Genomic DNA, 20,091 nt, shown 5'->3' with positions numbered 1-20,091 from the left:
CTCAGGCCGGGATCAGGAAGTCCCGCACGGCACGGGCGACGCGAGGGGCCGCGCGCCCGTCCCAGAGTTCGGGGCTGCGGACCGGCCCGGCCCCTCCCGCGAGCGCCCGCGCCACCGCCGGGCCGAGGGCGGCAGGGTCGGTTCCCAACAGCGTGTTGGTGCCCTCCGCGATGGTCACCGGCCGTTCGGTGCTGTCGCGCAGCGTGAGGCACGGCACGCCGAGCGCCGTGGTCTCCTCCTGCACCCCGCCGCTGTCGGTGATCGCGAGCCGCGCCTCGCGCAGCAGCCCCAGCATCGACAGGTAGCCCAGCGGCGGCGTGACGAGCAGCCCCTTGCAGCCCTCGAGGCGCGGCAGGAGCGCCGTGTCCGCGAGGCGCGCGCGGGTACGCGGGTGCAGCGGCCAGACCAGCGGAAGCCGCGCCGCGATCCCCTCCAGCGCGGCGAGGCCGGAAGAAAGCCGCGCGGGGTCGTCCACGTTCGAAGGCCGGTGCAGCGTGACGACGCCGAAGCCCGCGCGCCAGGCGCTGCCGAACCGCCCCGCGCCGTCCTGCGCGGCGATGGTTTCGGCCGCCGGGCGAGCCCGCGGCAGCGCCTCGCACAGCGTGTCGATCATCACGTTGCCGACGAAGCGGATGCGCGTCCTGCACACGCCCTCCGCCTCAAGACGGTCCTGCGCCGTGCGTTCCGTGGTCAGCAGCAGATCGGAGAGCCGGTCGGTCACGAGCCGGTTGATCTCTTCGGGCATGGCGCGGTCGCCGCTGCGAAGCCCCGCCTCCACATGGGCGAGCGGGATCCGGTGCTGGGCGGCCACGAGCGCGGCGGCGAGGGTGGAGGTCACGTCGCCCACGACCAGCACGAGCGCCGGGCGATCGGTCGCGAAAGCGGCGTCGAGCCGCTCCATGATCCGGGCGGTCTGCACCGTCTGCGTGCCGCCGCCCGCGCCGAGAGGCACGTCGGGGCGCGGCAGCCCGAGCTCCTCGAAGAACACCGCGTCCATCTCGGGGTCGTAGTGCTGCCCCGTATGCAAGAGCCGCGGCGCGAAGACGCCTTCCGCGCGGAGCGCGCGGAGGATCGGCGCCATCTTCACGAAATTGGGCCGGGCGCCCACCACGCAGTCGATCCGGGAGCCTCCGGCCATCTCGTCTCAGGCGAGCACGAGGTTGGAGCCCGATGCCCCGGCGCGGCGGCAGGCGTTGCGCGTGTCCACGACGAGGGGCGCATGGCGCACCACCGCGCGGTAATCCACCGCGTCGTGGTCGGTGACGACGAGCGCCGCGTCATAGCCCGCGGCGAGGTCGTCACGCCATGCCACGCCCGCGCGGCCCGAGAGGCCGGGATGCGCGGCGAGGGCGGGCAGGCGCGCGACCTGCGGGTCGTGGAAATCCGTGGCCGCGCCCATCGCCTCGAGCCGCTCGATGATCCGCAGCGCGGGGCTTTCGCGCACATCGGCCACGTTCCTCTTGTAGGCCACGCCCAGAACGAGGATCCGTGCGCCGCGCACGCCCGTCCCGCCCCGCCGCGCGAGCGCCTCGGCGACGCGGTCCGCGACGCGGCCGGGCATCGCCGCGTTGATCTCCGCGGCAAGCTCGACGACCCGCGCGGCCCGCCCGTGCGCGCGCGCCTTCCAGGCAAGGTAGTGGGGGTCCACCGGGATGCAGTGCCCGCCAAGGCCCGGCCCCGGATGGAAGGGCATGTAGCCGAAGGGCTTGGTGGCCGCGGCCTCGATCACCTCCCAGATGTCCACGCCCATCGGCTCCAGCACGTCCTTGAGCTCGTTCGCGAGCGCGATGTTCACGGCGCGGAACACGTTCTCGGCCAGCTTCACCGCCTCCGCGGTGCGGGTGTCGGACACGGTGACGACGCGGTCGGTGAAAAGGCCGTAGAGGTCGCGGGCGAGCCGCCGCGCCTCCGGGCAGGACCCGCCGACCACCTTGGGGGTGTTCCGCGTCCCGAAGGCGGTGTTGCCGGGATCCTCGCGCTCCGGCGCGAAGGCGAGGAAGACGTCGTGCCCGCAGACGAGGCCGCCCGCCTCCAGGATGGGCCGCACGACCTCCTCGGTGGTGCCGGGATAGGTGGTCGACTCGACGATCACGAGTTGCCCCGGCCGCAGCCGCGCGGCGATGTCCCGCGCGGCGCGCGTCAGCGGGCCGAGATCGGGCTCCCGCGCGTCGGTGAGCGGCGTCGGCACGCAGATCGCCAGCACGTCGGGCTCCGCGAGGCGCGCGACATCGGTGGTGGCCCGAAGCCGCCCCGCCGCGACGGGCCCGGAGATCCCCTCGGAGGGGAAGTGCCGCAAATGGCTTTCGCCGCGCATGAGCGCCGCGCAGGTCGCGTCGTCGATGTCGAAGCCGAGCGTGGAAAGCCCCGCGCCGGCCGCCACCGCCGCGAGCGGCAGGCCGACATGGCCAAGGCCCACCACGCCGAAAATCGCGTCGCGCGACGCGATCCGGCGGCGAAGAAGCGCGGCATGGGGCGGCGCGGCGATGGGGCGGGCGTCGTTCATGATCGGAAAGGCGGCGCGCGGGGGGGGGCGGCGCGCCATGGCTACCGCAGCGGAAGTCGCCCGGTCAGGGCGCCCGTGATATCCGCGGCGCGGTCATGGAAAGACCTTCGCGGATTCCCGCCATGCGGGTCAATTCATTTTTAACATCGCCCATTAACGGTGTCTTAACCAGTTTTCCGGAGCCTTCCCACACGCACAGGAGTGGCCCGAAAACATGAGCTTGCACGCCGTCGCCGACACCTCCGCCACCCGGGCCGAAAGCGATGGGTGGTTCGTCGCGCAGCTCAAGCCGAACGGTCTTTCCATGGCCGTCACCCATCTCGGCCGGCAGGGTTTCGACACCTTCGCCCCCTGGCGCCTCGAGACGAGCCGCCGGGGCCGCCGGCTGCGCGGCCTGCGCAGGCTGCTGTTTCCCGGTTACCTCTTCGTCCGCGCGACGCCCCGGGCGGGCCCCTGGCGCGCGGTGCAGGGCACGCGCGGCGTGGCGCGTCTGGTGCAGACGGCCCAGCGCGGGCCGAGCCCGCTGCCTGCGGGCTTCGTGGACGTGCTGCGCGCGCGCTGCGATGAGGAGGGCCGGCTGATCGGCGCGCCCTGCCTCGCGGAGGGCGACCGGGTGCGCGTGGTGGCCGGGCCCTTCACCGATCTCGCGGGCCGGATCGAGGCGATGGATGAACCGGCGCGGTTGCGGATCCTGTTCTCGATGATGGGACGGGAGGTGCGCGCGACGGTGCCGGCCGAAAACCTGCAACCGCTGCGTTGAGCCGGACGCCGCCGCACCGTGCCGGCGGTTTCCTGCGCAGGCCGCAACGAATTCCATATTTGATATATCACGATTGCGTTATGTGTGATATCTTCCCGTTTCAGGTGGGGGCCTGACCTGAGCGAGGAGACTTTCATGAAACGATCGACACTGGCCGCGACCTTCGTCGCAACAACGCTATGCCTTGGCGCACCGCTGCAGGCGGACCACGGCAATCCGTGGGCGGGCGAGGACGATACCGTCCTGTCCAAGTATCACGACGCGAACCAGGCGCGCAGCGCCGATACCCCGGGCGAAGACGAGATGCGCGGCGCGCTGGCCAGAAACGCGCATGGCAAGCTCGACACGGACGGGTCCGGTCGTGGTGGTGGTGGCGGCGGCCATGGCGGCTCCGGCAATGGCGGTGGCGATGGCGGCCACGGCGGTGGCGGCCATGGTGGTGGCGGCCATGGTGGTGGTGGCCATGGTGGTGGTAACGGTAATGGCGGCCATGGTGGTGGCAACGGGGCAGGTTCGCGCCGCTGACCGCCGCGCTCCGGCCATGCTTGCGCGTCCGGTCTGCGCGTGGCCCGGGCGCGACCGAACTCAAATCCCGGCGGCACATCTGCCGGCGGGAATTGCTTGCGATCCAAACCTCGATGCGGGCTTTCGGCGCAAGATTGGCCCGATGACTGCAAAGCGGCCATTTCTTCGCACGTCGACATCTGCGGAAATGGCGGTCCGACCCGCCCGAGCACTCATTTCCCAGGCCTCGCGGGCCATGTCGGAGCGCGCGCCGTGCAACTGTTCCCTAGGCGGCGCGCGGCAGACCCGGGCCGCGTCCTCCGGGTGCGGCCGCGGGCCAAGGGGCGGCCCCGTCACGGCGGGCGCGGACAGGCGTCCCGGCGCATGTTCCGCCGCGGCAGCGGGCACAGGCCAGAGAGTGCGCCGATGTACGATCCCGTGCCGGTGCTGGCGTCACGTTGATATCTATCAATGCCCCCCCACCGGGCCGCGCCTAGCGTTTTCCATGGCGGAGTGAGCGCGCGGAAGCGAGTCGTCTGGTCCCGGATGTGATTGCGACGTCGGCACTTTATTGTTCGCCAATGGTTTTGGAGTGGAGGGAAGAATGGCTACACCGATCAATCCCGAGAATGTTCAGGATTTCGACCAACCTTTGAACACGACGCCGGACTACAGCGTGGTCCACGTCTTCAGCACCAATGATGTCACCGGCACCTTCGACGGGCTCACGCAGGGTGACGTGCCGCCGGGCGAAACCCCGGTCATCGACTTCACCGCCGATCCGAAGGTCACCAACGACGGTGTTAGCCTTTACCCGATCAACAGCGAGTTCGGCTTCCTCGTCACCGATTTCGACGGCGCCGTGCAGAAGGATTTCGTCCTCAACCCCGAATACGAAGAGGGCTTCGCGGGCGATCTGCTCGGCGACGGCGGCGAACAGATAGGCCTTGTGCTGTCGGACGCACCGACGGACGAGTTCAAGGCCCCGGCGCTTCTCGGCACCTGGCTCGCCGGCCTCGGCGGCAACTCGGTGAAAGCCTCCACCGAGCATTATATCGTGATGCAGAACATCCTGTCGGACCAGCGCTATCCGGGCGACCCGGATGCCGAATATCCGCTGGACGACAACCTCGTGATCGTCGGGGGCACCTATGACGGGCAGTTCGTCGCCGACGTGATCCCGATCGTGGGCGACGTGAACGGCGACGGCGTCGAGGACATCAAGGACGTGCTCGCTCCGAACGAGACCACCATCGCCGCGGACATCGCCGTGAGCACGGACTACTCCGTGACGCTGAAGGACGACGGCAAGCTCCTCTACCGGTGGGGCAACATGGTGAAGCGTCCCAACGACATCCGCCTCGAGGTGGAAATGCCGCTGCCGGACGAGTGGAAGACGCCGACCGCGGAAGATCCCGACGTGATGCCGCTCTACCGGATCACCTCGGCCGAGCTGGTGACCCATCACACGATCACCAACAACCCCAACGACCAGGTCCGGCCCGAGGATTACGAGAACGAGTCGGCGATCGGCACGCTGCCGACCTACGAGAGCGTTCCGGACTACAATCTCGACGGGCAGGGGCCGCGCGAGGTCTGGGTCTCGACCGACGACTACTACGCGGGCGACGGCACGCTCTATCCCGCCGGCACGATCCTGAAGGACCAGTTGCTCGCGGACCAGTGGGCGGCCAGCGACATCGCCGCGATCGGCGCGAACGACGGGGCCGAGGGCTTCACCAACGCCTGGTACACCACGATGGACCGGGAGCCCTTCGAGCCGGTGCTGAACGAGACGGAAACGGATTACGACACCGGCCCGCGCTGGCGGCTCAAGCCCAACAAGTACGGGCAGGATCTGCCGGGCGTGGAGGTGACGACCGATCCCAGCTCGCCCCCGCCGCCGCGGCAGGACGAGATCAAGTACGAGACGGGCGCGGAAACGCAGACGGTTCTCAACCTGCTCGACTGGGAGTTCCCGGTGTCGCCGCTGTCGATCAGCGCCGGATGGATGAACAACGCCGGCGAAGTGTCTGAAAACGGTCTCAACCTGACCGACAACTTCGACGTTTCCTTCTACGTCAAGGGCGACATCAAGCCCGCGACGCTCTACAGCACCGAACTCCTCATGGACTACGAGGAGATCGATATCGCGGCGGCCGGCGAGACGGTGACCGGGACCGCGGGGGACGATCACCTCGCTGGCCGCGGCGGCAACACCTTCACCGGCGACACGGGGACCGATCTTTTCGTGGTGGGCTACGCCACCGCATTGGCCAGCCTCGTGGCGAGCACGATCAATGACTTCGAGGTCGGCACGGACATCCTCGGGCTGATCAATCACGGCGTGGACGACGTGACCTTCGACACGCTGGTGACGCAGACCGTGGATGCCGGCAACCTCACGGTCAGCATCGACGGCACCGATGTCGCGACGCTCAACGGCGTGGACGAGGCCCTCGCGATCGAGGACTTCCTGCTCGCGAACTATGATGTTCCAACGGCACCGCCGGGCGTCATCACCGGAACGGAAGGCGACGACGATCTCCTGGGCACCGAGAACGCCGACGAGATCCTCGCGCTTGGCGGCAACGACAGCGTTCAGGGTCTGGGCGGCGACGACACGATCGACGGCGGCGCGGGCGACGACGTTCTCAACGGGGGTGACGGCAACGACGTCATCGACGGCGGCGACGACGACGACGTGCTGATCGGCCTCGGCGGCGACGACACGCTCGATGGTGGCTCCGGCGACGACATCCTGAATGGCGGCGAGGGCAACGACCGTCTGGTGGACGGGTCCGGGGCCAACCGGTTTGTCGGTGATGCGGGCGACGATACGCTTGTCGCGTCCGGCGGCACGGAACGTAACGAGATGTATGGCGGCACGGGAGCAGACACCCTGCTTGACGGCTCCGGAGGCTCGGTGATGTTCGGCAATGCCGGAAACGATCGCTTGATCGGGGGAGGCGGCAACGACCAGTTGGTCGGAGGCGTCGGCAATGACGTTCTCAACGGGGGCAACGGCGCCGACCGGCTTCGCGGCGATGCCGGAGACGACTACCTGCTGGGGGGCGGCAACACCGATCTCTTCATTTTCAACGAGACCGGAATAGGTGCCGACCGCGTCGCGGACTTCGTGATCGGAGAGGACCGGATGTTCCTGTCTTCGACGCTTACGGGCGGCGAGACCGATGCGGCGAGCGTGGTCGCCACTTTCGCGAGCTTGTCGGGAGCGGATGTGGTGTTCGATTTCGGCGGAGGCGACACGGTAACGCTTCTCGGCCTCGGCACCACCGTGGATCTGGCAGACGATCTGATCATCGCCTGACCAAGAGGATCCGAAACCGGCGACGGCCGGGCGCGACCCGCGCCCGGCCGTTTGCACGCCGGGGGTGTCGCGTGATGCCAGCGCATGTCTCGAGAGGACTGGTAGGCCCGGAGGGACTCGAACCCCCAACCAAAGCGTTATGAGCGCTCTGCTCTAACCGATTGAGCTACAGGCCCGCCGCGATCTGATTGGCAGGGGCGGGTGGTCAGGTCAAGTCCGCCCGGCGGTGGGGCCGCGTGCGGGGCGGGGCAGGGCGCGGCGGCGGTGCCGCCGCGCCCCGCTGGAGCCCGGGGCCTTACACTTCCTCGCCGTTCACGAGGATGGTCGCGTTCGCGCGGTCGGTCACCTGGATGTTGCGCAGGGTCCCGCTCACCTGGAAGCAGTCGCGCCCGTCGAACACGGTCCCGGCGGCGTTGTTGTCGTAGACCGAGTCCTCCATGCCGATGCCGCATTCGTGCAGCTGGACGATGTTGCCGTCCGCGAAGATGCGATAGCCCACCGGCGCGTCGCCCTTGGCCATGATCTCGATGCGGTAGTCGCCCTCCTGCATGTTGCTTTCCATGTCGCCGCTGCCCTGAGCGACGGCAAAAGTGGAAAGTGCGCTCGCGGCGACGAGGCCGGAGATGACGGTTTTCAGGTTCAGTTTCATGTTGCCCTCCTTCGTTGATGTTCAGGCAGGGATGACGCTAGGTCCACGGGCCGTTCACGCACAAAACACCTTGCGAGGATCACGGGTGAACGTCCTGTGAGCGGCGCGTTGCGCCTGCGATCATGGCCTTTCACGGTCTCGGTGTCCGGGCGCGCCCTGGTCCGCGACGCGCGGCTTGCCGGCGGCGTTCACGACCACCCTACAGGGCCGCGACGAGTCACCGCAGCCTTGCGCACGGCGGCGTGCGCGCGGCGCGCGTCCGGCTCACGACGGGTTTCGTCGCGTGTGAGCGGGCGGCGGGTGTAGCCTGTCCGGACACGCAAGAGGGAGACAGATGCCATGACCGACGCACATCACGCCAGGCTGGGCCGCCGCAGTTTTCTGGGATCCGCGGCGGCGACGGCCGCGACGCTGGCGGCCGGCCGGCCGCGTTCCGCGGATGCCGCCACCGCCGGCGACGGCTTCACCTTCGAGATCCAGCGCAGCGAGGCCGAGTGGCGCGCCATGCTCGACGACACGGAATTCCGCGTTCTGCGCGAGGAAGTCACCGAGCGCCCGCACACGAGCCCATTGGTGACGGAAGGCCGCGCCGGCCTTTACCGCTGCCGGGGGTGCGACCTGCCCGCCTACGACGCGCGGTACAAGGAACCGCTCGACAAGGGCTGGGTCTTCTTCCGCCACAGCGAGCCCAACGCCGTCCTCACCGGGATCCAGTATTTCGAGGTGCAGGTTACGGACATGAGCGCCGGAACATCGCAGGACGAGCCGGTCGCCAAACCCGAGATCGAGGCGCATTGCCGCCGCTGCGGAAGCCATCTTGGCCATATCCTGCTGGTCGAGGGGCAGGTGCTGCACTGCATCAACGGCACGAGCCTCGTCTTCGAGCCGAAAGACGCCTGACCGGGCGAGTGAATGGCGCGGCCGCGGGAGTTGCGGGGTCCGGAGCGTTGGGATACGCCCTCGCACACCCGCGAGCCGCCCGGAGCACAGCCGATGACCCAGAAGAACGGACTGACCTACGCCCGGTCGGGCGTCGATATCGACGCCGGCGAGGCGCTGGTGGAGCGGATCAAGCCCGCCGCCGCGCGCACCGCGCGGCCGGGCGTCATGGCCGGGCTCGGCGGGTTCGGCGCGCTCTTCGACCTCAAGGCGGCGGGCTACGCGGACCCGGTCCTCGTGGCTGCGACCGACGGGGTCGGCACCAAGCTGCGCATCGCCATCGACACCGGCACGCTCGCGGGCGTGGGGGTCGATCTCGTGGCGATGTGCGTGAACGACCTCGTCTGCCAGGGGGCGGAACCGCTCTTCTTTCTCGACTATTTCGCGACCGGGCGGCTCGAGCCCGATGGGGCGGCCGACGTGATCGAGGGGATCGCGGAAGGGTGCGCGCGGTCGGGCGCGGCGCTCATCGGCGGCGAGACGGCGGAGATGCCGGGCATGTACGGGGCGGGCGATTTCGACCTCGCGGGCTTCGCCGTGGGCGCCATGGAACGCGGTCAGGCGCTTCCGTCGGGCGTCTCGGAGGGCGACGTGCTGCTGGGCCTCGCCTCGGACGGCGTGCATTCGAACGGCTTCTCGCTCGTGCGCCTGGTGGCCGAGCGCGCGGGACTCGCGTGGGACGCGCCGTGCCCCTGGGGCGCGGGATCGCTCGGCGCGGCGCTTCTCACCCCCACGCGGCTTTACGTCAAACCCGCGCTCGCGGCGCGGCGCGCGGGCGGCGTTCGGGCACTCGCCCACATCACCGGGGGCGGGCTCACCGAGAACCTGCCGCGCGTCCTGCCCGAGGGGCTCGGCGCCGAGATCGATCTGGCCGCCTGGGCGCTGCCGCCGGTCTTCGGCTGGATCATGACCGAGGGCGGCGTGGACGGCGCCGAGATGCTGCGCAGCTTCAACTGCGGTATCGGCATGGTGGCGGTGGTCGCGCCCGACCGGGCCGACGCGCTGGCCGCGCTGCTGCGCGCCGAGGGCGAGACCGTGCACCGGATCGGCCGGGTCACCGCGGGGCAGGGGGTCGGCTACCGGGGCGCGCTCGGGTGACGCGGCGGGTCGCCATCCTGATCTCGGGCGGCGGCTCCAACATGGTGCGCCTCGTGGAAAGCATGGCGGGCGATCATCCCGCCCGCCCCGTGCTGGTCCTGTCGAACCGCCCCGGCGCGGGCGGGCTCGCGCGGGCCGAGGCGCTCGGCGTGCCCACGGCGGTGGTGGATCACACGCGGTTTCCCGACCGCGAGAGCTTCGAGGCCGCGCTCGACGCCGCGCTCGCCCCGGCCCGGCCCGACATTCTTTGCCTCGCGGGCTTCATGCGCGTGCTGAGCGAAGGCTTCGTGGGCCGTTGGGCCGGGCGGATCCTCAACATCCACCCCTCGCTTCTGCCGAAATACCGCGGGCTCGACACGCATGCCCGCGCGCTCGCCGCGGGCGACGAGGCGCATGGCTGCACCGTGCACGAGGTCACGGCCGCGCTCGACGACGGCCCGATCCTCGGGCAGGCGCGGGTACCGGTGGAGCCTGACGACACCCCCGGCACGCTGGCCACGCGGGTTCTGGCGGCCGAGCATCGCCTTTATCCCGCGGTGCTTCGGCGTTTCGCGGCCGGCGACACGACGCCGGTACGTCTGCTGTGAGCGGCGCTTTTCATCCGCGCCGCCATGGCTTACGACCACCCGGCCGCCCGCTCGCGAGGACGGGCAGGCCACGAGCGAAGGTTTCAAGCGACAGGGTTTCATGCGCACACTGACCAACACCGAAGAGCTGACCGCCTTCTGCCGCGAGGCGATGACGCGCCCCTACGTGACCGTCGACACGGAGTTCCTGCGCGAGCGGACCTATTACTCGAAGCTTTGCCTCGTGCAGCTCGCCATGCCCGGCGAGGACGACGCCGACGCGGTGCTGGTGGATCCGATCGCGGGCGATCTGGAGCTCGCGCCGCTCTACGAGCTTTTCCGCCACGAGGGCACGGTGAAGGTCTTTCATGCCGCGCGGCAGGATCTGGAGATCTTCTACGTGGATGCGGGCGTGATCCCGAAGCCGCTCTTCGACACGCAGGTCGCCGCGATGGTCTGCGGCTTCGGCGAGCAGGTGGGCTACGAGACGCTGGTGCGCAAGATCGCAAAGGCGCCGCTCGACAAGTCCTCGCGCTTCACCGACTGGTCGCGCCGCCCGCTCACCGACGCGCAGAAAACCTACGCGCTGGCCGACGTGACCCATCTGCGCCAGATCTACGAGCATCTGGCGCGGCGACTGAAGGAGACCGGCCGCACCGGCTGGGTCGAGGAGGAGCTTTCGACGCTCACCGATCCGGCCACCTACGAGCTGCACCCCTCGGATGCGTGGAAGCGCATCAAGACGCGGAACGACTCGCCCCGCTTCCTTGCCGTGGTGCGCGAGCTTGCCCGCTTTCGCGAAGGCTACGCGCAATCGCGCGACATCCCGCGCTCGCGCGTCTTCAAGGACGACGCGCTGCTGGAGCTTGCCTCGACCAAGCCGCGCGACCAGCAGGAGCTGTCGCGCGCGCGCCTGCTCTTGCGCGAGGCGCGCAAGGGCGAGATCGCCGAGGGGATCCTGACGGCCGTCCGCGTGGGTCTGGAATGCCCCCAGCAGGATTTGCCGCAGCCCGAGCGCGGACGCGACAAGCTGCAGGCCAATCCGGCACTGGCCGATCTGCTTCGGGTGCTTCTGAAGGCCAAGACCGAGCAGGCGGGCGTCGCGTCGAAACTCATCGCCTCGGCCGCCGATCTCGACGCGCTCGCGGGCGGCGCGCGCGACGTGGCCGCGCTCAGGGGATGGCGGCGCGAGGTGTTCGGCGCCGACGCGCTGCGGCTTTGCGAGGGGGGCATCGCGCTGGCCGCGAAGGGGCGCAACGTGGCCGTGGTGGACCTGCCCGAGGGCTGAGCCGGTCCTTCAGCGCCGCGACTCGCGCGCGTTGCGCGCGCCCTGCACGCGGATCATTCGCACGGTCTCGAGCTCTCCGTCCGAGAGGAACGTTGCCACCGTCACCTCGCGCGAGCGGGCCGGACCCACCGCGGTGCGGTAGGCGGGATAGATCACGTTGAAACTGTAGGCACGCAGATCCGCGCGGTCGGGATCGCCGAGGGGCACGAGCCGCACCTCGTAGGGGCCCTGGCGCGCGGCGAGGCCGGTGGCCGTCACGATGGCGCCGCCCGGCATCGGCTCCACGCGAAGCTCGGTGATCTGGTCGATCGGCACGCCGCGATAGACGTCCTCGGGACGGGCGAAGGCGCGCCGCTGCGGGATCAGCGGGTTGGTGTCGCCCGCGGCCTCGACGGGGACGGAGCGGCCGAACCAGTTGAACGGGTTGAGGCGCGACTCGCGCACGGTCGCACAGCCCGCCAGGAGGGTCGCCGCCAGCACGAGCACGGTCACCGATCTGCGCATGGACACTGCCCCTTTTCCCGCCTTTCCCTCCGAGTAGCGCATCGTCGCGGGCTTGAAAAGCGGCAAGGCGGGGCTGGACCCGCCCGCCCGGCGCGCCTAGGTCACGAGTGATGGCACATGCAGGGGATCAGGCGATGGCGAGTGGGGCCTTCGAGGACATCGTGGCGGATTTCGAGTTCCTCGACGATTGGGAGGACCGGTATCGCTACGTGATCGAGCAGGGCAAGGCGATGGATCCGCTCGACCCGGCGCTCAAGGTGCCGGCCACCAAGGTCGACGGCTGCGCGAGCCAGGTCTGGCTGCATCCCAGGGCCGAGGAGGGCCGGTTCTATTTCGACGGCGACAGCGACGCGCTGATCGTGCGCGGGCTGATCGCGGTGCTGCGGCAACTCTACAACGGGTTGCCCGTGGACGAGGTGCCCGCCGTCGATGCGCGGGCGGAACTGGCGCGGCTGGAACTGAACGATCATCTTTCGGCGCAGCGCTCGAACGGGCTGCGCGCCATGATCGAGCGCATCCGCGAAAGCGCGGCCGGGATGTAAGGGGCACCGCGCACGGCAAAGCCCCGCGCAGTCCTGGAGCGTGCCGGGCTGCCGTGGGACTGTCGCGCGGCGCCGCAGCCGCCCCGGACGCGCCGCCCGTCAGCCCTGCCGCGCCCAGTGGGCGAGCGTTCCCTCCAGGTCGCCGTATCCCGTCAACCGGCGTTCGAACGGCAGCCCGAGCCGCACGGCGCAGTCGCGGGCGCGGTCGGTCAGCGCCGGATCGTCGGTCTGCGCCTGGTAGACGAGCTTTTCGTAATGGCCGAAATAGCTGTCGCGCAATTCCGGGTGGCGGTCGAGACCGAGCGGTTCCCAGACGAAGGCGTCGAACTGCCGGACGAGGAAATCGGTGAGATAGAAGGCGGTGAATTCCGTCTCGGCGCGGGTCGCGAAGGCGCGGTTGCCCTCGAAGAAGCTGTAGCAGTGCGGCCCCGCGACCATCTCCACGCCGAGCTCCTCGCAGACCGCCGCGAGATGGCCGCCGGTACCGCAATCGGCATAGACCACGCAGATCCGTGCGAAACCGTTCCCGTGGCGGGCGACCGCCTCGCGCACCGCCTCGGGGATGCGGTCGGGGTGAGTGTGCAGGATCGCCGGCAGGCAGTGCAGCTCCAGGTGCTCCCAGCCATTCGCGGCCTTGAGGTCCAGGATCTCGCGCGCGAGGGCGCCGCAGGCGATCAGCAGCACCCGCCCCGCCCGCGCGGGCACGGTCCTCCGCCCCTCGCGGGTGAGCGTGGCGTCGTCAGGCAGGGTGGCGGGCGTCTCGGGCGTCATGGGCTGAACCTAGTCTGCCTGCCGGCCCGCGGGAAGGTGCCGCCCCGCCCCGCCAAGCCGCGCGGGCCAAGGCCGGCGCGCCCCTTGGGGGGCGCGCGCCGGCAGCGAAAGACAGGAGCGTATCAGGCGCCCGCGGTCATCTGGTTGTGCTTGCGCAGGACGAAGTCCTTGGCCGTCTCGACCGCCACGGCGGCGTCGCGGCAATAGGCATCCGCCCCGATCGCGCGGCCGAATTCCTCGTTCAGCGGCGCGCCGCCCACGAGCACGATGTAGTCGTCCCGGATGCCCTTCTCGACCATCGTGTCGATCACGACCTTCATGTAGGGCATGGTGGTCGTCAGCAGGGCCGACATGCCGAGGATGTCGGGCTGTTCGGCCTCCAGCGCCTCGAGGTAGTTCTCCACCGGGTTGTTGATCCCGAGATCCACCACCTCGAAGCCCGCTCCCTCCATCATCATGGAGACGAGGTTCTTGCCGATGTCGTGGATGTCGCCCTTCACTGTGCCGATCACCATCTTGCCCATGCGCGGCGCGCCGGTCTCGGCCAGCAGCGGCTTGAGGATCGCCATGCCGCCCTTCATCGCGTTCGCGGCCAGAAGCACCTCGGGCACGAAAAGGATGCCGTCGCGGAAGTCCTTGCCCACGATGGTCATGCCGGCCACGAGCGCCTCGGTCAGGATGCCATAGGGCTGCCAGCCACGCTCGAGCAGGATGTTCACGCTTTCCTCGATCTCGTCCTTGAGACCGTCGTAGAGGTCGTCGTGCATCTGCTGGACGAGTTCCTCGTCGTCGAGTTCGGACAGGATGATGTCGTCTTCTTCTTCGGCCATGTCGCGTTCCCCTGACGCCGCCGCAGTCTGGCGCGGCGGTATTGCTTCGTGCTGTTTGGTCAATTCGTCGCAGCCGCACTTGGCGGATTGCGACATGCGCCGCGCCTGCACCGACGCGGCCGCGCTTTGTGAGCGGCGCGGGCGCGCCCGCGCGCAGCGTTGCGAATGTTCTGCTTGTGTTCTACGCTCGCCCCATGGAGCGCGACGTGCCTCTGATCGATCCTGCCCGCCGCCCCGGCCGCGGCGCCGCGAGCTGCCGCGCGGGCCGCTTCGAGCGCCATGCGCGGGTCGCGGTGGAGGACGGCTGGGACATCGCCGAGGAGACGCCGGTCCTGCGCACGGTCGTGACCGAAGAGGCGACGCGGCGCGCGATCACGCGCAACGCCTCTCCCGACATCCCCTTCGACCGCTCGCTCAACCCCTATCGCGGCTGCGAACATGGCTGCGTCTACTGCTTCGCGCGGCCCACCCACGCCTATCTCGGCCTCTCGCCCGGGCTCGATTTCGAGACGCGGCTCGTGGCGCGGCCCGGTATCGCCGCGGCGCTGGAGCGTGAGCTTTCCCGCCCGTCCTACCGGCCCGCGACGATCGCCCTCGGCACCGCGACCGACCCCTACCAGCCCGTCGAGCGCGACCGCGGGCACACGCGCGCCTGCCTCGCGGTTCTGGACCGCTTCGCGCATCCGGTGGGTGTGGTGACGCGGGGCACGGTGGTGGAGCGCGACATCGACATCCTCGCGCGCCTCGCGGCGCGGGGGCTGGTGCGGGTGGGCATTTCGCTCACAACGCTCGATGCGGGCCTCGCCCGCCGGATGGAGCCGCGCGCGCCCGCGCCGGCGCGGCGCCTCGCCATGATCCGGCGCCTGTCCGAGGCGGGCGTCCCGGTGCGCGTCATGGTCTCGCCGGTCGTGCCCGGCCTCACCGACCCCGAGCTCGAGTCGATCCTCGCGGCCGCGCGGCAGGCGGGCGCCGTCGCGGCGAGCTGGGTCATGCTGCGCCTGCCCCGGGAGGTTTCCGAGCTCTGGCGGGACTGGCTGGCCGAGCACTACCCGGATCGCGCAGGGCGCGTGATGGCGCGGCTGCGGGAGATGCATGGCGGGCGCGACTACGCCTCCGACTGGGGCCGGCGCATGAGGGGTGAGGGGCCCTACGCCGCGCTCGTGGCGCAGCGCTTCGCGCTGGCCTCCCGGCGCGAGGGGCTGGCCGAGGCGCTGCCGGAGTTGCGCACCGATCTCTTCGCACCGCCGCCCGGATCGGGCGATCCGGCGCAGCCCTCGCTCTTCTGACAGGGCCGAGGGCGGGCCGGGCTCGATGCGCCGCGCGGCCATTCAGCCCCGGCGGCGGCGACGGCGGCGCGGTGCCGCGCCCTGCTCGGCCTCGCCGGTGCCGTCGCTTGCGGACGAGAAGTCGCCAAGCGCCGCGGTGATCTGCTCGAGCGTGGGCACGGGGCCTTTCGGGCGCGTCTCCAGCGCCTCGCGCATCCGTTCCAGATGCTCGGGCATGGTACCGCAGCAGCCGCCGATGATCCGCGCGCCCGCGTCGCGTGCGAGCACCGCGTAATCGGCCATCAGCGCCGGGGTGCCGTCGTAGTGGATGTGGCCGTCCACGTATTTCGGGATGCCGGCGTTGCCCTTGGCGATCACGGGCCGTTTCGGGCCGGCCTCCATGAAGCCCAGCACCGTGCGCATCAGGTCCGCCGCACCGGTCCCGCAATTCGCCCCGAAGGCGATGGGCGGGTTGGGCAGGCCCTCCACCAGCGCGACCATGTCCGGCGCGGTCACGCCCATCATCGTACGCCCCGCGGTGTCGAAGCTCATGGTCCCGCACCAGGGCATGTCCGCCTTCTGGAACGCCTCGGCGGCGGCGCGATACTCCTCCGGCGCGCTGATCGTCTCCAGCCAGAGCACGTCCGCGCCGCCGGCCTTCAGCCCCTCGGCCTGCTCGTGGAACATCTCCACCGCGTCGGCGTGGGTGAGCGTGCCGACGGGCTCCATGATGTCGCCCGTGGGCCCGACCGAGCCCGCGACCACGACCGGCCGCCCGGCCTTGTCGGCGATCTCGCGGCCGATCTCGGCGGCGGCCCTGTTCAACTCGAACACGCGGTCCTGCGCGGAATGCAGCTTCAGCCGCGAGGCGTTGCCGCCGAAGGAGTTCGTGAGGAAGAGATCGCTGCCCGCCTCGACGGCGCCGGAGTAGAGCGCGCGGATCCGGTCGGGATGGTCCACGTTCCAAAGCTCGGGCGCGTCGCCGGATTGCAGCCCCATGTTGAAAAGGGTCGTGCCGGTCGCGCCGTCGGCCAGCAGCCACGGGCGCGCGTCGAGCAGGCGGGAGAGAGCGTCGGTCATGCGGATCGTTCCATGCGAATGGCCCGGCCTTCCTGTCACGGAAGCGCCGGGCCGGGCAAACGCAAACGGCTCATGTTAAGCATGAGCCGGGCGCGCGGTGTCAGTGTTCCTCGAGAAGCTGCGCCTTCGCCTCGGCGAGCAGTTCGGCCATCTTGGCGCGCACCTCTTCGGGCGTGGCCTTGTCGCCGAGATCCCCGGCGACCTTGCGGACCACGTCCTCGTGGCCCGCCTCCTCGAAGTCGGCCTTGATGACCTCCTTGGCGTAGTCCGCTGCCTCCTCGGGCGACTTGCCCAGAAGCTCCGCGGCCCAGTAGGCGAGCAGCTTGTTGCGCCGCGCCTCGGCCTTGAACTGCATTTCGGCGTCGTGAGCGAACTTGTTCTCGAAGGCGCGTTCGCGATCGTTGAAGGTGGTCATGGTTCGGGATTCCCTTGGCTGTCCGGGGCTCGGTCAAGATATGCCTGCCCGGGGCTTCGCCCGCAAGGGTCGCGCGGCTTGCGGGCGGGGGCCCCATGCACTAAGAGAGCGCATCGGCGCCGGAACGCATTTTCGGCGCAACCTGCAAGGATTCCCATGGCGCGCCGCAAGAAGATCTACGAGGGCAAGGCGAAGATCCTCTACGAAGGCCCCGAGCCCGGAACGCTCGTCCAGTATTTCAAGGACGACGCGACCGCCTTCAACGCCGAGAAGCACGAGGTGATCGAGGGCAAGGGGGTTCTCAACAACCGCCTGTCCGAGTTCTTCATGACAGGGCTGAACAACGTCGGCGTGCCGACCCATTTCATCCGGCGGCTCAACATGCGCGAGCAGCTCGTGAGGGCCTGCGAGATCATTCCCCTCGAGGTGGTGGTGCGCAACTTCGCCGCCGGCTCCATGTCGAAGCGGCTCGGCATCGAGGAGGGCACGCCGCTGCCGCAGCCCATCGTCGAATACTACTACAAGGACGACAAGCTGGGCGACCCGCTGGTGACGGAGGAACACATCCACGCCTTCGGGTGGGCCTCGCAGCAGGACATGGACGACATCGTGCGGCTTGCGCTCCGGGTGAACGATTTCCTGTCGGGGGTGATGATGGCGGTCGGCATCCGGCTGGTGGACTTCAAGATCGAGATCGGGCGCGTCTACGAGGGCGATTACCAGCGCCTCATCGTGGCCGACGAGATCAGCCCCGACAGCTGCCGGCTGTGGGACATGGAAAGCGGCGAGAAGCTCGACAAGGACGTGTTCCGCCGTGATCTGGGGAACCTGTCGGACGCCTACACGGAAGTCGCCCGGCGGCTGGGCGTGATGCCCAGGCAGGGCGGGCAGATGACGAAACCGCACCTCATCAACTGACCCCGGCCCGGCGCGCATGTTCGGCCCTTCTCACCGCAAGGACCCGCTTCGGCAGAGATCCGGCGCGTGCCGCGTCGCCGCGGTGAGCGTCACCGGGGCGGGGGCCGGCGCGATCCGGGGGCGGCGGCACGACGGGCGCGACGGGCCCGGGGCGAACGAGACGGGAGAGACGCGATGAAGGCACGGGTGCATGTCATGCTCAAGGAGGGCGTGCTCGACCCCCAGGGAGAGGCGGTGCGCCATGCGCTGGGCAGCCTCGGCTTCGAGGGCGTGACGGGCGTGCGCCAGGGCAAGGTGATCGAACTCGATCTCGCGCCCGGCACCGACCGCGAGACCGTCGAGCGGATGTGCGAGGCGCTGCTCGCCAATACCGTGATCGAACGCTACGACATCGAGATGGGCTGATGCGGGCGGCGCGGCTCACCGGCTGGCGCGCGCCTCTCGACATCGTCGCGGAGGCCGATCCGGCGCCGCCCCCGGGCGGCGTGGTGCTGCGCGTGCTTGCCTGCGGCGTCTGCCGGTCCGACTGGCATGTCTGGACGGGCGCCGACCCGGACGTCGCGCTGCCCCACATTCCCGGGCACGAATACTGCGGCGAGGTCGTCGCGGTGGGCGACGGCGTGACCCGCTGGCGGGAGGGCGATCGCGCGATCGCGCCCTTCATCCTGGCCTGCGGCGCCTGCCCGGCCTGCGCGGCGGGCCGCCAGACCACCTGTGCGCGCCAGGTCCTGCCGGGCTTCACCGTGCCGGGCGCCTTCGCCGAATATGTCGCCGTGGCCCATGCCGACGCCAACCTCACCGCGCTTCCGCCTGCCGTGGCGCCCGATCTCGCCGCGGGGCTCGGCTGCCGGGTCACCACCGCCTGGCAGGCGCTGACAGGCCGTGCCGCGCTCGGCCCCGGCGAATGGCTCGCCGTCTTCGGCGGCGGCGGGGTGGGTATCTCGGCCCTGCTTCTGGGCCGCGCCCTCGGCGCGCGGGTGATCGTGGTGGACGTGGTCCCCGAGAAGCTGGAATTCGCCCGCGCCCTCGGCGCCGAGGCGGTGGTCGACGCCCGCGAGACGGACGCGGCCCTCGCCGTGCGCGAGATCACCGGCGGTGGCGCGGATCTCGCCGTCGAGGCGCTCGGGATCGAGGAAACCACGGCAAGCGCCTTGAAGAGCCTGGGCAAGATGGGGCGGATGGTGCTGGTCGGGATGCCCGCCGGCGCCAACGTCGCCATGACGCTGCCGATGGACGCGGTCTATTCCGGGCAGCTTGCGATTTACGGCACGCGGGGGATGCCGGCGTGGCGCTACCCGTCGCTTCTGAGCCTCGTCGAGGCGGGGCGCGTCGATCTTTCGGCCCTCGTCACGCGGCACATCGCGCTGTCCTCCGTCACCGAGGAACTTGCCGCCTTCGACCAGCCCGCGCCGCCGGGGGTCGCGGTCATCACCGATTTCGCCAGCTGAGGAACCACGCCATGCGCGCCGCCGTCATCGTCTTTCCCGGATCCAACTGCGACCGAGACCTCGCCGTGGCGCTCGCCGCCGGCGGCGCGCAGGTGAGCATGGTCTGGCACAAGGAAACCGAACTGCCGCAGGGGATCGACCTCGTGGCGCTGCCCGGCGGCTTTTCCTTCGGCGATTACCTGCGCTGCGGCGCCATCGCCGCCAACGCGCCGATCTGCCGGGCCGTGGTCGAGCATGCGGGGCGGGGCGGCTACGCGCTGGGCATCTGCAACGGCTTCCAGGTGCTGACCGAGACCGGGCTTCTGCCCGGCGCGCTCATGCGGAACGCGGGCCTGAAGTTCGTCTGCCGGCCGGAGCGGCTTTGCGTCGCCACGACCGAGAGCGATTTCACCCGCGACTACGCCGCGGGGCAGGAGATCGTCGTGCCGGTGGCCCACCACGACGGCAACTACACCGCCGACGCGGCCACGCTCGACAGGCTTGCGGGGGAGGATCGCATCGCCTTCACCTATCTCGACGACCCCAACGGTTCCGCGCGCGGCATCGCGGGCATCCTGTCGGAGAACCGCCGCGTGATGGGCATGATGCCGCATCCCGAACGCGCCGTGGACCCGGCCCATGGCGGCACCGACGGGCGGGCGCTCTTCGCGTCGCTCGTGGGCGCGCTCGCGGCGGCCTGA

General features: G+C 70.2%; 21 protein-coding genes and 1 tRNA gene. 13 read left to right on the top strand and 9 right to left on the bottom strand.

Annotated elements, in window-relative coordinates:
• Position 1: 1 nt before the first annotated feature.
• Positions 2-1,138 (bottom strand): non-hydrolyzing UDP-N-acetylglucosamine 2-epimerase, encoded by a 1,137-nt coding sequence (wecB, locus tag AB6A65_RS07240; RefSeq protein ID WP_371037703.1) that lies wholly within the window; start codon positions 1,136-1,138, stop codon positions 2-4.
• 6 nt (positions 1,139-1,144) lie between these two features.
• Positions 1,145-2,503, bottom strand: coding sequence for a nucleotide sugar dehydrogenase (locus AB6A65_RS07235; RefSeq protein ID WP_371037702.1), 1,359 nt, complete (start codon positions 2,501-2,503; stop codon positions 1,145-1,147).
• Between the two features lie 214 nt (positions 2,504-2,717).
• On the opposite strand from AB6A65_RS07235, the gene AB6A65_RS07230 reads away from it, so the two are divergent.
• The 3 genes from AB6A65_RS07230 (at position 2,718) to AB6A65_RS07220 (ending at position 7,098) form a co-directional block, all read left to right on the top strand.
• On the top strand, positions 2,718-3,263 hold the full coding sequence (locus AB6A65_RS07230; protein WP_371037701.1) for a transcription termination/antitermination protein NusG: 546 nt from the start codon (positions 2,718-2,720) through the stop codon (positions 3,261-3,263).
• A gap of 135 nt (positions 3,264-3,398) precedes the next feature.
• Entirely contained in the window at positions 3,399-3,788 is a 390-nt protein-coding gene (locus AB6A65_RS07225) for a hypothetical protein (protein ID WP_371037700.1), read from the top strand.
• 583 nt (positions 3,789-4,371) lie between these two features.
• Positions 4,372-7,098, top strand: a complete 2,727-nt coding sequence (locus AB6A65_RS07220; RefSeq protein ID WP_371037699.1) for a calcium-binding protein — start codon at positions 4,372-4,374, stop codon at positions 7,096-7,098.
• Between the two features lie 99 nt (positions 7,099-7,197).
• Here the strand turns inward: AB6A65_RS07220 and AB6A65_RS07215 are convergent.
• Both AB6A65_RS07215 and AB6A65_RS07210 read right to left on the bottom strand, forming a co-directional pair.
• Positions 7,198-7,274: transfer RNA gene (locus AB6A65_RS07215), tRNA-Ile, on the bottom strand.
• 119 nt (positions 7,275-7,393) lie between these two features.
• Entirely contained in the window at positions 7,394-7,747 is a 354-nt protein-coding gene (locus AB6A65_RS07210; RefSeq protein WP_371037698.1) for a hypothetical protein, read from the bottom strand.
• 339 nt (positions 7,748-8,086) lie between these two features.
• Here AB6A65_RS07210 and AB6A65_RS07205 point away from each other — a divergent pair, with 339 nt between their 5' ends.
• The 4 genes from AB6A65_RS07205 to rnd all read left to right on the top strand — a co-directional run bounded on the left by AB6A65_RS07205 (position 8,087) and on the right by rnd (position 11,638).
• Positions 8,087-8,647, top strand: a complete 561-nt coding sequence (locus AB6A65_RS07205; protein ID WP_371037697.1) for a peptide-methionine (R)-S-oxide reductase — start codon at positions 8,087-8,089, stop codon at positions 8,645-8,647.
• 93 nt (positions 8,648-8,740) lie between these two features.
• Positions 8,741-9,784, top strand: a complete 1,044-nt coding sequence (purM, locus tag AB6A65_RS07200; RefSeq protein WP_371037696.1) for a phosphoribosylformylglycinamidine cyclo-ligase — start codon at positions 8,741-8,743, stop codon at positions 9,782-9,784.
• On the top strand, positions 9,781-10,371 hold the full coding sequence (gene purN, locus AB6A65_RS07195) for a phosphoribosylglycinamide formyltransferase (RefSeq protein WP_371037695.1): 591 nt from the start codon (positions 9,781-9,783) through the stop codon (positions 10,369-10,371). Before purM ends, purN begins: the two co-directional genes overlap by 4 nt.
• Positions 10,372-10,471: 100 nt before the next feature.
• Entirely contained in the window at positions 10,472-11,638 is a 1,167-nt protein-coding gene (rnd, locus tag AB6A65_RS07190; protein ID WP_371037694.1) for a ribonuclease D, read from the top strand.
• A 9-nt stretch (positions 11,639-11,647) separates the two neighbouring features.
• Here the strand turns inward: rnd and AB6A65_RS07185 are convergent, their stop codons facing one another.
• Entirely contained in the window at positions 11,648-12,142 is a 495-nt protein-coding gene (locus AB6A65_RS07185; RefSeq protein WP_371037693.1) for a hypothetical protein, read from the bottom strand.
• A 134-nt stretch (positions 12,143-12,276) separates the two neighbouring features.
• Between AB6A65_RS07185 and AB6A65_RS07180 the strand changes: the two genes are divergently transcribed.
• Positions 12,277-12,684 carry a SufE family protein gene (locus tag AB6A65_RS07180; RefSeq protein WP_371037692.1) on the top strand — a complete coding sequence of 136 codons (408 nt, stop codon included), beginning with the start codon at positions 12,277-12,279 and terminating at the stop codon, positions 12,682-12,684.
• Positions 12,685-12,783: 99 nt separating this feature from the next.
• Here the strand turns inward: AB6A65_RS07180 and AB6A65_RS07175 are convergent, their stop codons facing one another.
• The gene (locus AB6A65_RS07175; RefSeq protein ID WP_371037691.1) at positions 12,784-13,455 is read right to left on the bottom strand and encodes a DUF1638 domain-containing protein; all 672 of its coding nucleotides are present in this window, start codon (positions 13,453-13,455) and stop codon (positions 12,784-12,786) included.
• A gap of 122 nt (positions 13,456-13,577) precedes the next feature.
• On the bottom strand, positions 13,578-14,285 hold the full coding sequence (locus AB6A65_RS07170; RefSeq protein ID WP_371037690.1) for a corrinoid protein: 708 nt from the start codon (positions 14,283-14,285) through the stop codon (positions 13,578-13,580).
• A 194-nt stretch (positions 14,286-14,479) separates the two neighbouring features.
• On the opposite strand from AB6A65_RS07170, the gene AB6A65_RS07165 reads away from it, so the two are divergent.
• The gene (locus AB6A65_RS07165) at positions 14,480-15,571 is read left to right on the top strand and encodes a PA0069 family radical SAM protein (protein WP_371037974.1); all 1,092 of its coding nucleotides are present in this window, start codon (positions 14,480-14,482) and stop codon (positions 15,569-15,571) included.
• Positions 15,572-15,613: 42 nt separating this feature from the next.
• Here the strand turns inward: AB6A65_RS07165 and bmt are convergent, their stop codons facing one another.
• Together bmt and AB6A65_RS07155 are read right to left on the bottom strand one after the other, a co-directional pair.
• Positions 15,614-16,630, bottom strand: coding sequence for a betaine--homocysteine S-methyltransferase (bmt, locus tag AB6A65_RS07160; protein ID WP_371037689.1), 1,017 nt, complete (start codon positions 16,628-16,630; stop codon positions 15,614-15,616).
• Between the two features lie 100 nt (positions 16,631-16,730).
• Positions 16,731-17,045, bottom strand: a complete 315-nt coding sequence (locus tag AB6A65_RS07155; protein WP_371037688.1) for a DUF1476 domain-containing protein — start codon at positions 17,043-17,045, stop codon at positions 16,731-16,733.
• A 156-nt stretch (positions 17,046-17,201) separates the two neighbouring features.
• On the opposite strand from AB6A65_RS07155, the gene purC reads away from it, so the two are divergent.
• The 4 genes from purC (at position 17,202) to purQ (ending at position 20,091) form a co-directional block, all read left to right on the top strand.
• Positions 17,202-17,963: a phosphoribosylaminoimidazolesuccinocarboxamide synthase gene (purC, locus tag AB6A65_RS07150; RefSeq protein ID WP_371037687.1), complete on the top strand. Its 762-nt coding sequence runs from the start codon at positions 17,202-17,204 to the stop codon at positions 17,961-17,963.
• A 174-nt stretch (positions 17,964-18,137) separates the two neighbouring features.
• Positions 18,138-18,368 (top strand): phosphoribosylformylglycinamidine synthase subunit PurS, encoded by a 231-nt coding sequence (purS, locus tag AB6A65_RS07145; RefSeq protein ID WP_371037686.1) that lies wholly within the window; start codon positions 18,138-18,140, stop codon positions 18,366-18,368.
• Complete coding sequence (locus tag AB6A65_RS07140) at positions 18,368-19,411, top strand: alcohol dehydrogenase catalytic domain-containing protein (protein ID WP_371037685.1); 1,044 nt, start codon at positions 18,368-18,370, stop codon at positions 19,409-19,411. The genes purS and AB6A65_RS07140 overlap by 1 nt, the downstream gene beginning before the upstream one ends.
• Before the next feature lie 11 nt (positions 19,412-19,422).
• A complete protein-coding gene (purQ, locus tag AB6A65_RS07135) occupies positions 19,423-20,091 on the top strand; it encodes a phosphoribosylformylglycinamidine synthase subunit PurQ (RefSeq protein ID WP_371037684.1) in 669 nt (222 codons plus the stop codon).

Origin of the sequence: Rhodosalinus sp. FB01 (genome assembly GCF_041365715.1) — a bacterium.
Classification (GTDB): Bacteria; Pseudomonadota; Alphaproteobacteria; order Rhodobacterales; family Rhodobacteraceae; genus Rhodosalinus.
This window is presented reverse-complemented; position numbering and strand designations above follow the sequence as displayed.